The organism is Paenibacillus thailandensis (assembly GCF_042685365.1).
GTDB classification, from domain to species: Bacteria; Bacillota; Bacilli; order Paenibacillales; family Paenibacillaceae; genus Paenibacillus_AP; species Paenibacillus_AP thailandensis.
Window position 1 is genome coordinate 1 of record NZ_JBHUMY010000011.1, and the last position, 12,715, is coordinate 12,715.

The following is a 12,715-nucleotide window of genomic DNA, read 5'->3' on the forward strand; positions in this document are numbered from 1 at the left end:
ATTCGACAAAAGTGTCTCTAAACCCTTGTGAGATAAGGATTTTTTGATTATTCAGCAAGCCCTACATACTTCCACATTATAGTTCAAATTTCGCCGGCGACACATCCGTTAATGTAAAAAAGAAAGAACTGCTCCCCGTCATTATTATTGACGTTTGGAACGGTTCTTTCCCCTGCGCTTTTTATCGAATCTAGCAAACATTAATTTTCCAATCACGCCTTTGAGAAAAACCAAACGCACAACCTGCGCGTTATATAAAAAGAAATGCAGAGCGAAATCCAGGTAACGTACCACTCCCAGTGTATATATTCAATAAGGTCGGTATAGGTTTCCAATACAAGTTCAAAGCCGGTCAACACGGAACAATACGCGGCATAATAGCCCAATTGGTAAAGTTTGCTTCGATCAATCGGGTACCATATCATAAAAAAGGAGCAGACCGCCGGCAAAGCAAACGCCTCGTAAGTGAAGCTTGTCCGATTGACGGACGGAAATAATCGGACGGGATATTCGATCAGCCCAAATTCCACGACCACTAAACCGATTAAAAATGTTATCACGTGTTTCGTCAAAAACGCCAATACCGCAAGCCGGATTTTATTTTTCGGTATGAAACAAAACGCGCCTATTGCCACAACGTATACCGATAGAAGAATCCACAGCTCTAAGGTCATTGAATCCCCCGCCGCTCCGCTTGAAACAACGATCTTTCCTTAAAAAACCAGTCGCAGGAGACTTGACTGACGTAAAAGAGAAACCCGATATACAGCCACATCCCAAACCACGTTAATCTTCCATACTCCAATAAATGCGAATATGTCTCCAATAGGTTATCGAACAACGTAATCAACGAGATCCAAAGGAAAAAGTAACCGAATCGGAACCAAAGCCCCGTCTTCGCTCGCCGACGGACATAAAAGATTGAAAACAATACGGGGTAAAAAATAATTTATTGTAATTGCAAGGTCTGTCGCTTTCGGAAACTCCCGTACAGGGGCGCTTAACAAGTTATATTGAAATGCTGGCATATCACAAAGCCAAATGAATGCCTGAAACATCACAAACGCCAGAAAACCTTCGCGTCGACGTTCGCGTGGAATAAGCCAAATACAGCCGGCAAAGCCTAGCAGCCACATCACAATCAAGATCCAATTCCACTTTCATCCACCCTCTTATACGCCTAAAGTCCAATAAAAGTAGGGTACCCACCATTTCATTCCATATTCGCTTTGGACACACTTATTCTGCCTTTAGCGGAAGGTGCATGTAAGGGCAGCAGCGTCAGCATCTCGCGCCAGGACATAAATCAAAGGCCGTCTCCCTTCGATTTAATCGAATAGGAAACGGCCTTATTTGAAAACCTGGTCTATTGTTCACCGCGAAACGCAAGCTTGCCGTCAAAGCTTCTAAGCTTTAACGGTTCATCCAGCCGCCGTCCACGCAGAGGACGTGGCCGCTCATATAGTCGGAAGCGGAAGAGGCGAGGAAGATCGCCGCGCCGGCAAGATCGGCTCCGGTTCCCCAGCGGCCTGCCGGAATGCGGGCCAAGATCTGCTCGCTCCGCACCGGATCGTCGCGCAGCGCTTCGGTATTGTCCGTCGCCATGTAACCCGGAGCGATGGCGTTCACTTGAACGCCTTTGGACGCCCACTCATTGCCCATCTCCTTCGTCAGTCCGGCCACCGCGTGCTTGCTTGCCGTATAGCCCGGAACGTTAATGCCGCCCTGGAACGACAGCATGGAGGCGATGTTGATAATTTTGCCCGAGCCTTGCGCGATCATGCGCTTGCCGGCTTCCTGGCTGAGGACGAACACGGAGTTCAGATTGACGTTGATAACGTCCTCCCAATCCTTGTAGCTGTGCTCGGCCGCCGGCGTGCGGCGGATTATGCCCGCGTTGTTGACGAGAATGTCGATGCGTCCGAATTCCTCGACCGTTCTGTCGATAATGCCAGGCAGCTTGGCCAAGTCCGATACGTCCGTCTGAATCGTTATCGCTTTGCGTCCCAGCTCCCGCACTTTGCTTGCCGTCTTGTCGGCGGGCGTACTGTTCGTCACCAGCACCAGATCGGCGCCCGCTTCGGCGAGGCCGACCGCAATCGATTCGCCCAGTCCGCGCCCGGCGCCCGTCACGACGGCCACTTTGCCCGTCAAGTCAAAATAGTTCATGAATAACTCCTCCCCCTTGTTCGTTACGCCCGCAGCATGCGTACTCCCGCTTGCTCGTATTTAAGCGCCACCGCATCGTCGATGGCCGAATCGGTAATGATGAAATCAACGTCCGACAGCTCGGCAAACGTGATGAGCGCGCCCCGGTCGAATTTGCTGTGGTCGGCCAAGCAATAAACCGTCTTCGCGATTTCCACGTAAAGCCTCTTCAAAGCGGCCAATTCTTCCGTAAAAATCGTCAAGCCGTATTCCAAATGAATCCCGGTTGCGGACAGGAACAGCTTATGGACGTTCAGCTTCCGGATCCAGTCAAGCGAGTCGGTGCCGATCAGCAGATTGTTCTGCCGGTAGCCGCCGGGAACGACAAGCCGGATTTGGTCCTTCGGCGTCAACTCGCGGATAATGAGCAGATCGTTCGTAAGCACCGTCAGCGGCATATTGCGAAGCCGTTTCGCCACTTCAAGCGTCGTGCTTCCGGCATCCAGCGCGATAATATCGCCGGGCTCGATCGACGCCAGCGCTTTGTCGGCGATAGCGCCCTTCTCCTTCTGGTGCTTGACGTTCGGAATTTGAATCGGCAGCAGGCTGTCCTCCCCGTCCGATTCCGCAACCGCCCCGCCGTGAATGCGGCGGAGCAGCCCTTTCTCCTCCAACTTCTCGAGATCCTCGCGGACCGTCTTCTCCGTAACTTTAAAAAATTCGCTGAGCTCGGACACCTTGACGCTGCCCTTGCGCTCCAGCTGTTCCACGATATACCGATGGCGTTCCGCTGCAAGCATGCCGATCCTCTATTTCAGATCCTTCATCGGGATAAATTCCTGATCGGAGAAGCTGTAGTTTTCGCCTGCCATCGCCCAGCAGAACGCATAATTGCTCGTTCCCGCGCCGGAGTGGATCGACCATGGCGGAGAGATGACCGCTTGCTCGTTCGCAATGACGAGATGCCTCGTTTCCGTAGGCTCGCCCATCATATGGAATACGCGGGCGTCGTCGTTCAGATCGAAATAAAGATAAGCCTCCATCCGGCGGTCGTGGACATGGGTCGGCATCGTGTTCCAGATGCTGCCCGGCTTCAGCGTCGTGACGCCAAGCATGAGCTGGCAGCTTTGAATGCCGTCCTCATGAATGTATTTGTTGATGACGCGCTCGTTCGACGTTTCGATCGAGCCGAGAGGGGTCGGATTCGCTTGCTCTGCGGTCATTTTGCGAGTCGGATATTCGGCATGAGCCAGCGCGGATACGAGGTAAACCTTCGCCGGATTGGCATTGTCCTTGCTTGCGATCTGCACGTCCCGCTTGCCTTTGCCGACGTACAGCACGTCCAGCTTGGTCAGCTCGTAGCTTTCGCCGTCGACGCTAATGACCGCGGCTCCGCCGCCGATATGCAAGAAACCGATTTCACGGCGCTCCAGGAAATATTCCGTCTTCAGCGTTTCGGGATCCTCCAGCTTCAGCGCTTCGCCTGCAGGAGTCGCGCCGCCGATGATCAGCCGGTCGTAATGCGAATAAACCATGTTGATTTTGTTCGGCTCGAACAGGTTTTCCACAAGAAACTCCTTGCGCAGACGCTCGGTCGTATATTGCTTCACATCGGTCGGATTCGTAGTATGACGGACTTCCATTCGTAACAGCCTCCTTATGATTTCGCACCTATAAATGGTTTGTTTTTGTTCGTTTTTATCATAACACACTTTTTCGAACATAAAAAGACGTCATCATGAAAAATGCCCCCGATCCGCCGCCCTGGCGGATCGAGAGCATTTTATACCGAGCTCCGCTTGCTTAAAGCGGCGGATCGCGATTTATTTATATTTCGCTTGAGCCAATATCGACTCGACGGCCGCCGCAGCTTCATCGACGCTATCGGCCCGGATCACGTGCGCCGGCTGCTCGCAATATTGGCTTGACGCATGCGAATATTTCGGATCGTAATAATAGCTCAAGAGCAGCTCCACCGCCCGCTCGTATTTATCCTGATTCAGACAGGATTCGATCTCGGCGGCGACCGGCGTATGGATCCGGTCCTTAATCCGTTTGAACGCGCTCTTGCAGGCATCCGGATGCTCCCACGGCCTATAGTCGCCGATGATTTGACGCACGCGCTCCTCTATCGGAAGTTCTATTCGAATATGAAGCCCCGTCTCTTTCTTCCTCATGATCAAATCCGGCAGGACCGCCTTGCCGATTCTTCTGCTTTCCGCTTCAAGCAATACGTACGGCGCTTGCCGGTAAGCAAGCAGCTTCTCCATAAGCAAGGCGTCGAACATTTTCTGGTTATGGCTGTTCAGCCCGATTTCTCCGAAAATCGAACCGCGGTGTCCGGCCATCGCCTCCAAGTCGAGCACCGGCGCCCCTTTCTCCTCCAGCCTTCTCAGAATGGCCGTCTTCCCGGTGCCGGTATTCCCGTGCAGCACGACGGCAGAGGGGGCGAAGTCCATCGATTGCAGCTGCTCGACAACCCACTGCCGATAAGCGCGATATCCCCCGGTGATCCGGTACACATGAATGTCCATAAGCGACAATACCGTCGCGGTCGTTCTGCTTCGCATGCCGCCGCGCCAGCAGAACACGGCCTTCTTCCCGGCGAGGCCGGCGAACTGCTTAATGAAGGAAGGAAGCTTGCCCGATACGATTTCAAGCCCGCGCTCCTTGGCGGCTTCGACGCTGACCTGCTTGTAGATCGTGCCGATCTCCGCGCGTTCCTCGTCATTGAAGAAGGGGATGTTCAAGCTCCCCGGTATTGTCGCTTCCTTGAATTCGGAAGGAGAACGAACGTCGATCGTCGTAAGCTCGCCGTTCTCCCGAAGCTTCATCCATTCGTCCAACGCAATATCTTGAAACATTCCTGAAAACTCCTTTTACGACTATCCGCTTCAAGTGGAAATGAACGTTTTATTTTACGATAATGCGGCCCGGTCCTTCGGCCGTCACTTCGCCGACAAGGCTCGCTTCGACGCCGGCTTCCTTCAATTCGCCGAGCAGCCGCTCCGCTTCGCCGCCGGCAACCGAGATGAGAAGGCCGCCGGACGTAACGGCGTCGCATAGAATCCACCGGTCGATCTGATCCATGTCCTCGGGGAAGTCTACGTCTTTTTCGACATGATTGTAATTGTTTTTGGTCCCTCCCGGCACCGAGCCTTGCTCCGCAAGCTCCCTGACCCGCGGCAGCACCGGAACGTCCTCCTTGACGATCGTAATGACCGCTCCGCTTCCTTTCGCCATTTCCAGCGCATGGCCAAGCAAGCCGAAGCCGGTCACGTCCGTGCAGGCGTGAACGTCGTAACCGCTCATAATTTCGGCGGCTCTTCTATTCAGCGTCGCCATCACTTGCGTGACCCGGGCCGTCTCTTCCTCCGTCAACCGGTTATGCTTGATCGAGGTCGTCATGATGCCGACGCCGATCGGCTTGGTTAAGATCAGCTTGTCCCCGGGACGCGCGCCGGCATTCGTGCGCACCTTGTCCGGATGGATTAGGCCGGTGACGGCCATCCCGAATTTCGGCTCCTTGTCGTCGATCGAGTGGCCGCCTACAAGCGTAGCGCCGGCTTCCTTCACTTTGTCGGCTGCGCCGCGCATAATTTCGGCGAGAATCGCTTTATCCAGCGTCGCAATCGGAAAAGCGACGATATTGAGCGCCGTCAGCGGCTTGCCGCCCATCGCGTATATATCGCTGATCGCGTTTGCCGCGGCAATCTGGCCGAACGAATAAGGATCGTCCACGATCGGCGTAAAGAAATCGACGGTTTGCACCAGCGCAAGCTCGTCGCTTAGCCGGTACACGCCGGCGTCGTCGCTCGTGTCCAGACCGACAAGCAGATCCGGATTGGGTTCCGCGGGAGGCAGCAGCCGGATGACCTGGCTCAGATCCGCCGGGCCGATCTTGCAGCCGCAGCCGCCTTTGCTGGACAAGGAAGTCAGTTTTATTGCATTTTCCGTACTCATATATTTGCACGACCTTTCGGAATAGAATTGTAGAAGGCCAAGCTGAAGCGGTTTTTTGTCCAAGTCGTAAGGACATACCGTTTCGGCGAGAAATATAAACTAAGATGTGAAAAACATCCGCCTTCATATCGTACATGAAAAACCCGAAATGACGCAAACGGACGCAAACTGTTAAAAAAATATCAATTTATAAATCTGCGCCTTCTAAACGGGCTTATTTTTCACCGCAATACGGTTCTTCCTTAAGACTCGGACTACGAAGTCGCTTCCGCTTATGTTATAATATCATTTTGTTGCAGATAACAATCATTTATAGATCTGGAGGGGGTTTACGATGTCACCCACCGCATTGACTACCGTCTCGAATAAACGCAATTCGCGAACGGCGATTGCTCTGGTGGTGCTTTTCTTCCTTGTTGCGGCCGGAGGACTTCTGTATGTGAAGTGGGCGCCTTATTACGATAAAGCGTTGACCGCCGCCGATACGCACTCCATCGGTTCTTCGATCCTGTCCGGCCAAGAAGGGGCCGGCACTCTGTCTTCTTGGGACGCGGCTGTACAATATGCCGTCACCTATTTCAAATCGGTATGGAAAGCGGCCGTTCTCGGCATGCTGCTCGGTTCCTTGATCCAAGTGCTGATCCCGGCGGATTGGCTGTACCGGCTGCTGGGGAGACAAGGGCTGAAGAGCACCGTCATAGGCGGCGTCGCAGCTTTGCCCGGCATGATGTGCTCCTGCTGCGCGGCTCCCGTCGCGGAAGGAATGCGCAAGCGGAACGCTTCCGTCGGAGCGAGCCTCGCCTTCTGGCTCGGGAATCCGCTGCTCAATCCGGCCACGCTTGTGTTCATGGCGTTCGTGCTGCCTTGGCAGTTTACCGCAATCCGCCTTGTGCTCGGCGTTCTGCTTACTTTTGGAGTCAGCTATATCGCCGACCGCTTGACGAAGAGCGACAGCGTTCCCGAAATGCCGCTGCCTTCGAATCAAAAGGATGCCGGCGCAAAGGGGCCCCTCGTTCTTCGCTGGCTGAAGAGCCTTGGTGTGATGGCACTGCAGGTCGTTCCGGTTTATATTCTGTCCGTATTGATTCTTAGCGCGCTCGAGAGCTATATGTTCCCCGTATGGCTGGAGTCTGGCGTTGTGGCCGTCATTCTATTCGCGCTCGTAGGCACGCTGTTCGTTATTCCGACAGCCGCGGAAATTCCGATCATTCAAACGTTTATGTCCATGGGGCTGGGAGGCGGCGCCGCAGCCGCATTGCTGGTGACGCTCCCTGCCGTCAGTCTGCCGTCGGTACTGCTCGTATCGCGGTCGTTCCCGAAAAAAGCGCTCGTCATCGTCGTTCTGTCCGTCTTCGGCTTCGGATTGTTGAGCGGCGCAATCGGCGCGGTATGGCTATAATCGCAGGGGAACGATATTGTCTTTTGAAAGTAAGGCAGCGCGGAATCGTCAACGATCCGCGCTGCCTTTTTTGTTAAGACATCATACTTGGAATGTGCCGGGATAAAAGTTAATTGTGCGCCGCAGCCGTTTCGAGATCGGCGTCTTCCTTGTACAGCTCTTTCATAATCGATTCGATCGCTATAGAGTCGATAGCCATGTCCGCAATGCCGTACGCTTCGTTAAAATCCCGGATGAACCGCTTCAGCGGCAAAACGGCGGTATCGATTTCAACCTCGATTTCGAGCGTCCCGATTCGTTCTGCAATTTTCAATCCGGGCTTCTGGATATCCGGAACCGCCGTTTCCGTCGTCAGGCGAACCGACTTTTTATGTCCGAGCCGGCTTCTTAAACCGACTAGAGAATCGTCGACGACGATCTCTCCGCGATTGATAACGATTACCCGCTCCGCCAGCAATTCCACATCTTCCAGATCGTGAGTCGTTAAAATAAACGTTACGCCTTCCCGGTTCATGCTGCGTATAAAGCTGCGGATATTTTCTTTGGCGATCATATCGAGTCCGATTGTCGGCTCATCGAGAAAAACAAGCTCGGGCCGATGCAGCATCGCCATAATAAATTCGCATTTCATCCGTTCCCCCAGCGACAGCTGCCGGGTCGGCTTGCGTATGATATCGCCGACTTCAAGCAAACCGGTCAGCTCGTCCAGTGTCTTCCGGTATTCCCTTTCGGGCACCCCGTAAATCGCTTTGTTCATATAAAAGGCGTCGACCGGGGGAATGTCCCAGAGCAGCTGCGACTTTTGCCCGAATACGGCACCGATTCGGCCTACGTATTCCCGCCTTTGCTTCCACGGAACAAGCCCCAGCGCCTTTATTTCCCCCGCGGTAGGGTGAAGGACGCCGGTCAGCATCTTCAGCGTCGTCGATTTACCTGCGCCGTTCGGTCCGAGAAAAGCGAGCATCTCCCCCTGCGGCACCGTAAACGATAAATCGTTAACCGCCCGTATTTCCTTCATCGGACGGCGAATGAGATTTTTGACCACTTCGCGCAGCGTATGTCCCCGCTCATAGGTCATATACGTTTTTGTCAAATTGCGAACCTCGATCATTCCAGTTCTTCTTCTCCCCTCGACGCCTGACGATTATCCGCCTGCGCTCGTATAGCCTTTCAGCATCCGGTTCCAATAAACGGCTCCCAGCGTTAAAAAAACGGCAGCCGACGCAAGCGCCCATAGCGTTCCCCAGCCGCTTCGGCCCAGCAAGGCCGAAGCCGGCACGTAAGCGATCAAACCGATCGGCAGCACGTAAGTAAACAGGTTTTGCAGCGATTTCGCGTAGATCGTCCCGGGATACATCCCAAAGCTTGTCAACGCGTCGAATATATCGAATACGCGGCTGCTGCCGACCCAGCGAAACAGCATCCCCGACAGAAACAGCGATACGGCGCATAGAATGGCGATGGAAGCGGCGAATAGCAGCGTGAATCGAATCCATTCTTCCCCCGAAGGAGCGGATAAGCCGCTTAGGGCAAACCCGAACAGCACGGCACCGCTTAATAGTCTGCCGAAGTCGTCGGGGTCGAAGCCGGTAAGCATCGCCATCAGCATGACGGGGCGCGGACGCAGCAGCAGCAGATCGAATGTCCCCTCTCTGACCTGGCCAAGCGTCGTTCCGACCATCCCGAAGAAAAACGGGAACGCCACTCCTTTGGCCAGCGCGAATATGCCTTGGATGAGCAGCGCTTCGTGCATCGTCCAGCCCGGAAAGGATGCTCCCGAGTTGTAAACTAGAAGCGTTACAAGCGGGACGACGAGGTCCCCGGCAATAAGAAGCAGCACGCTTAAGACAAAATGGCTCCGGTAGGCCATCTGCTCCGCCAGCTTCGTGCGCATAACGGCGCCAAAGCAATAAATGACTCCCCTCATACGCCTACCCCCGTAAACCTTCTCATCGCCGCCCCGTACAGAGCGGTCGTCGCCGCAGCCGCAACGCCTACCGCGGCCGTTTGCAATGCTACGGCCTGTCCGAGCGACAGATGAATCCCGGCAAGCTCATAGTCTCCGATATAGACCCGCGTCGGGAGGTAAGTGATGAACTGAAACGGAAGGAAAAACAGCAGCTTCTGAAGCGCGTCGGGAAAAAAGGAGAGCGGAATGAAGACGCCTGCGCTTACATCTTTCAGAAGCAGAAACACCCGGCGTACGCCCTCCGCCCTTACAAGCCAGAAAGCGGTAAGCCCGACGCAGTAATTGACCAGGAAGTTCATCAGAAAGCTGAGCAGGATGGATACAATCGCCCAGCCGGGAGCCGCCGGCTTCATATTGACGCCAAAAACAAAAATAAACAGCGCCATCACCGGCAGCACTTCGATCCATAGCGCCAAGGAACGATGACCGATTTTTTGCGCCAGCGCAAACAGCCAATGCGGCAGCGGCCGCAGCGCGAAAGTAACGAATTTCCCGCTGCGGACCAGCATTTGCAAATTCCAATCGGCAAAATCGAAAGAGATGTAATGAATTAACGTCGCCACGCCGTAATAAGCCAGCATCTGCGAATAGGTCAGGCCGTTCAGCGTATCGCGCCCTTCGAACATCGCATGCCAAATATAAACCTGAACCAGGAACAAAACGGGACCGACGAGCAGCGACGCTGCCATATGAGACCGGAAGGCTGCCCACTCCTTATAAGTCGCGAAGCCGATCGCCCGTATGACAGCCGCCAGCCTTCTCATAGCCAGCCCGAGCCGATAATGTTCTGCGTGCCGGTAATCGACTCGGGGCACCAATCCGTATTCGAAGGAACAAAAAAAACGATGACCGCTTGCCGCTGCGGATCGATAAGCAGCTTGCACCGTCCTGCCCCTTCATGTCCGAAACAGCCCTCGGGCATCCATTCGCCCGGACCCGTTAACGAAGCGCCGAGGCCGTATGTGAAGCTTTCGATTTTGCCTCCCCAGCAAAATCCTTTTATTCCGCCGCCAAGCGCATTGCTTGTCATCTTCTCCACCGATTTGCGCGATACAATGCGCACGCCCTCAAGCGTCCCGCCGTTCAGCAGCATTTGGCCGAAGCGGAACAGATCGTATAGCGTCGAGTAGAGCCCGCCCCCTGCGCGCGGAGGAACGTACGTACGGTCATTGTTCGCGAGGCGGGATTTTTCATAATCGTTAATGATGCACAATTCGTTCTGTAGCTCCGCCGGAACGTCGAAGAAGGTGCGGTTCATCCCAAGCGGACGGGCGATCTGTTCGATAATATATTGTTCATAAGGAATTCCGCTGGCGCGCGTTACAATTTCCCCCAGAACGGCGTAGCCGGCCGACGAATAGTTCCATTGTTCGCCGGGAGCGGACAGCGGCTTGCCGGACAAGACTGCCCGAATCCACGCGCTGCGGCGCTGGCGATCCGCTTCCTCGGGATCGGTTACCGCAAACGGCCCTTCCGTCTCCGGCTCGAAAGCGAACAGAACATCCCACCAGCCCATCGGATAAGGCTCCAAATAATAAAACGGATCGGCCCGTAAGCCCGAAGTATGCGTCAACAAATGCCAAATTTGCACGCGTTCGTACATCGGATTTTTAAATTCCTCGATCCACTCGGCAACCGATTGGCGCAAAAAGAGCTTCCCGCGCTCGATCAACTGGAAGATCGCGACCGCCGTAAACAGCTTTGTCACGGAGGCGACTCTGCGGATCGAATCCGTTTGAAGCATTGCGTCCGGACTATCGTATCGGAGAGGGCCAAACGCCCCTTCCGCGAATACCGAACCGTCCTTCGCCAGCAAGTAGGAGGCGCACTGCAGCTTGCCTTCTTCAATCAGCTTCTGAAAATGGCTCTCCAGCCGGCGCTGCGACTCCGGATCGAACCCGGCTTCCAGCGGCTGTCTACGATTCGTTACACTTGATATGGTCATAGGCTATCCCCCACAATGCGCTTATTGTTAAAGCAATCCGGACCATACGATAGCCCGCGGCGTAACGACGGACTCGTTCGTATATCCTTTAGGGCTTGGTACGAAAAACGCAAATACGAGCTCTTCGGCCGGGTCGACAAACAGACCGCAATGTCCGAAGCCTTCATGGGAATACGTTCCTCTGCTGCAAAGATCGTAATGCTCAAGCGACCAGCCGAGCCCGAATTTATAATCGTCCGCTTTACTCCCCCAGCCGTTAAAGGCTACTCCGTTCAAGTGATTCGAGGTTTGGAGCTCTACCGCTCGCCGGGAAATAATACGCACGCCGTTTAACTCTCCTCCCCCGAGCATCATTTGCCCGAACTTCCATAAATCTTCGAGCGTGGAATACAGCCCGTTGCCGGCTTTAGGGGGAGCGTCCCCCGGTTCCCCTAGCGACTTGCCGGCTTGTTCAGCCTCCCAATCGTTCGTGCAGCATACATTATCCCGGAAAGCTTCCGGTACGGCGAAAAAGGTTCTATCCATTCCGAGCGGCGTCAATATTTCGTCCGCAACGTATTGCTCGTACGGCTTGCCGGACACTTTTGCAATAATATGCCCCAGCAGAGCATAGCCGCTCGTATTATAAATCCATTCTTTACCGGGCATGTTTTGAAGCGGTCCCGCCAGGATGGCTTTAATCCAGCCGATGTCGTTCCCTTTTTTCTTCAGTTCGCTGACCGCCCATTCAAACCAGGGAAGGCTGTAAGGCTCGGTATAAAAGCCCGGGTCCCCCCGAAGCCCCGACGTATGGGTCAACAAATGGAATACGGTGATGGCACGATGCTTGTCGTTGTCGAATTCGGGTATAATGCTGCTTACCTTCTGCGCGAGAAACAGCTGGCCGCGGTCGATGAGCTGATGAATCGCGACCGTTGTAACCGCTTTCGTAATGGAGTAAACTTTACGGATGGAATCCGGCTGCAAGTCCGCGCCGCTTTCTCCCGGCCGGAGCTTCCCCATCGTCCGGTGGGCAAATACCTTTCCTTTCCGCGATAAAATATAACCTGCCGCTTGAATCGTACCTTTGCCGATCAACTCGGTGTAATGATCGTCCAGCCTGTCCAAGCTTCGCGGGTCAAAGCCGATTTCCTCCGGGCTCGCATCCGTCCGACTTGCATGAACCGATACCGTATTTTGCACGTCCCAATCACCCTTCCTTGAATGGAGAAACATGGAATTTTAATCCATTTTTTATTTTAAGGGACTGACGGTTCGGTGTCTATCTTTTCTTTGCATGCAAAAGAGGCTG

At 54.2% G+C, this 12,715-nt stretch carries 12 protein-coding genes and 1 pseudogene; 1 reads left to right on the forward strand and 12 read right to left on the reverse strand.

The features are described from left to right. Positions 1-212: 212 nt before the first annotated feature. The 7 genes and pseudogenes from ACFSW5_RS10525 to selD all read right to left on the reverse strand — a co-directional run bounded on the left by ACFSW5_RS10525 (position 213) and on the right by selD (position 6,111). Complete coding sequence (locus ACFSW5_RS10525; RefSeq protein WP_379272428.1) at positions 213-674, reverse strand: CBO0543 family protein; 462 nt, start codon at positions 672-674, stop codon at positions 213-215. Then, positions 671-1,136: pseudogene (locus ACFSW5_RS10530) on the reverse strand (CBO0543 family protein). Before ACFSW5_RS10530 ends, ACFSW5_RS10525 begins: the two are co-directional and overlap by 4 nt. 277 nt (positions 1,137-1,413) lie before the next feature. Next, positions 1,414-2,169, reverse strand: coding sequence for a 2-dehydro-3-deoxy-D-gluconate 5-dehydrogenase KduD (gene kduD / locus ACFSW5_RS10535; protein WP_379272431.1), 756 nt, complete (start codon positions 2,167-2,169; stop codon positions 1,414-1,416). A 23-nt stretch (positions 2,170-2,192) separates the two neighbouring features. Next, on the reverse strand, positions 2,193-2,948 hold the full coding sequence (locus ACFSW5_RS10540) for a DeoR/GlpR family DNA-binding transcription regulator (protein WP_379272434.1): 756 nt from the start codon (positions 2,946-2,948) through the stop codon (positions 2,193-2,195). A gap of 9 nt (positions 2,949-2,957) precedes the next feature. After that, positions 2,958-3,791: a 5-dehydro-4-deoxy-D-glucuronate isomerase gene (kduI, locus tag ACFSW5_RS10545; RefSeq protein ID WP_379272437.1), complete on the reverse strand. Its 834-nt coding sequence runs from the start codon at positions 3,789-3,791 to the stop codon at positions 2,958-2,960. Positions 3,792-3,971: 180 nt separating this feature from the next. Next, positions 3,972-5,012, reverse strand: coding sequence for a tRNA 2-selenouridine(34) synthase MnmH (gene mnmH, locus ACFSW5_RS10550; protein ID WP_379272448.1), 1,041 nt, complete (start codon positions 5,010-5,012; stop codon positions 3,972-3,974). 49 nt (positions 5,013-5,061) lie between these two features. Next, positions 5,062-6,111, reverse strand: a complete 1,050-nt coding sequence (gene selD, locus ACFSW5_RS10555) for a selenide, water dikinase SelD (RefSeq protein ID WP_379272451.1) — start codon at positions 6,109-6,111, stop codon at positions 5,062-5,064. 334 nt (positions 6,112-6,445) lie between these two features. On the opposite strand from selD, the gene ACFSW5_RS10560 reads away from it, so the two are divergent. After that, positions 6,446-7,510, forward strand: a complete 1,065-nt coding sequence (locus ACFSW5_RS10560; protein WP_379272453.1) for a permease — start codon at positions 6,446-6,448, stop codon at positions 7,508-7,510. Positions 7,511-7,619: 109 nt separating this feature from the next. Here ACFSW5_RS10560 and ACFSW5_RS10565 read toward each other — a convergent pair whose 3' ends face one another. The 5 genes from ACFSW5_RS10565 to ACFSW5_RS10585 are packed head-to-tail and all read right to left on the reverse strand — an operon-like array spanning position 7,620 to position 12,606. Further along, on the reverse strand, positions 7,620-8,621 hold the full coding sequence (locus ACFSW5_RS10565) for an ABC transporter ATP-binding protein (RefSeq protein WP_379272456.1): 1,002 nt from the start codon (positions 8,619-8,621) through the stop codon (positions 7,620-7,622). 33 nt (positions 8,622-8,654) lie between these two features. Further along, positions 8,655-9,437, reverse strand: a complete 783-nt coding sequence (locus ACFSW5_RS10570; RefSeq protein ID WP_379272458.1) for an ABC transporter permease — start codon at positions 9,435-9,437, stop codon at positions 8,655-8,657. Then, the gene (locus ACFSW5_RS10575; protein ID WP_379272461.1) at positions 9,434-10,243 is read right to left on the reverse strand and encodes an ABC transporter permease; all 810 of its coding nucleotides are present in this window, start codon (positions 10,241-10,243) and stop codon (positions 9,434-9,436) included. Before ACFSW5_RS10575 ends, ACFSW5_RS10570 begins: the two co-directional genes overlap by 4 nt. Continuing rightward, positions 10,240-11,424 (reverse strand): serine hydrolase domain-containing protein, encoded by a 1,185-nt coding sequence (locus ACFSW5_RS10580; protein ID WP_379272464.1) that lies wholly within the window; start codon positions 11,422-11,424, stop codon positions 10,240-10,242. The genes ACFSW5_RS10575 and ACFSW5_RS10580 overlap by 4 nt, the downstream gene beginning before the upstream one ends. A 27-nt stretch (positions 11,425-11,451) precedes the next feature. Continuing rightward, complete coding sequence (locus ACFSW5_RS10585; protein WP_379272466.1) at positions 11,452-12,606, reverse strand: serine hydrolase domain-containing protein; 1,155 nt, start codon at positions 12,604-12,606, stop codon at positions 11,452-11,454. Positions 12,607-12,715 lie beyond the last annotated feature (109 nt).

Bases quoted from the DNA above. Each gene is read 5' to 3' on its own strand.
- ACFSW5_RS10525 (WP_379272428.1), bottom strand. From the start codon at position 674: ATGACCTTAGAGCTGTGGATTCTTCTATCGGTATACGTTGTGGCAATA.
- kduI (WP_379272437.1), bottom strand. From the start codon at position 3,791: ATGGAAGTCCGTCATACTACGAATCCGACCGATGTGAAGCAATATACG.
- selD (WP_379272451.1), bottom strand. From the start codon at position 6,111: ATGAGTACGGAAAATGCAATAAAACTGACTTCCTTGTCCAGCAAAGGC.
- ACFSW5_RS10540 (WP_379272434.1), bottom strand. From the start codon at position 2,948: ATGCTTGCAGCGGAACGCCATCGGTATATCGTGGAACAGCTGGAGCGC.
- mnmH (WP_379272448.1), bottom strand. From the start codon at position 5,012: ATGTTTCAAGATATTGCGTTGGACGAATGGATGAAGCTTCGGGAGAAC.
- kduD (WP_379272431.1), bottom strand. From the start codon at position 2,169: ATGAACTATTTTGACTTGACGGGCAAAGTGGCCGTCGTGACGGGCGCC.
- ACFSW5_RS10575 (WP_379272461.1), bottom strand. From the start codon at position 10,243: ATGAGAAGGCTGGCGGCTGTCATACGGGCGATCGGCTTCGCGACTTAT.
- ACFSW5_RS10580 (WP_379272464.1), bottom strand. From the start codon at position 11,424: ATGACCATATCAAGTGTAACGAATCGTAGACAGCCGCTGGAAGCCGGG.
- ACFSW5_RS10565 (WP_379272456.1), bottom strand. From the start codon at position 8,621: ATGATCGAGGTTCGCAATTTGACAAAAACGTATATGACCTATGAGCGG.
- ACFSW5_RS10560 (WP_379272453.1), top strand. From the start codon at position 6,446: ATGTCACCCACCGCATTGACTACCGTCTCGAATAAACGCAATTCGCGA.
- ACFSW5_RS10570 (WP_379272458.1), bottom strand. From the start codon at position 9,437: ATGAGGGGAGTCATTTATTGCTTTGGCGCCGTTATGCGCACGAAGCTG.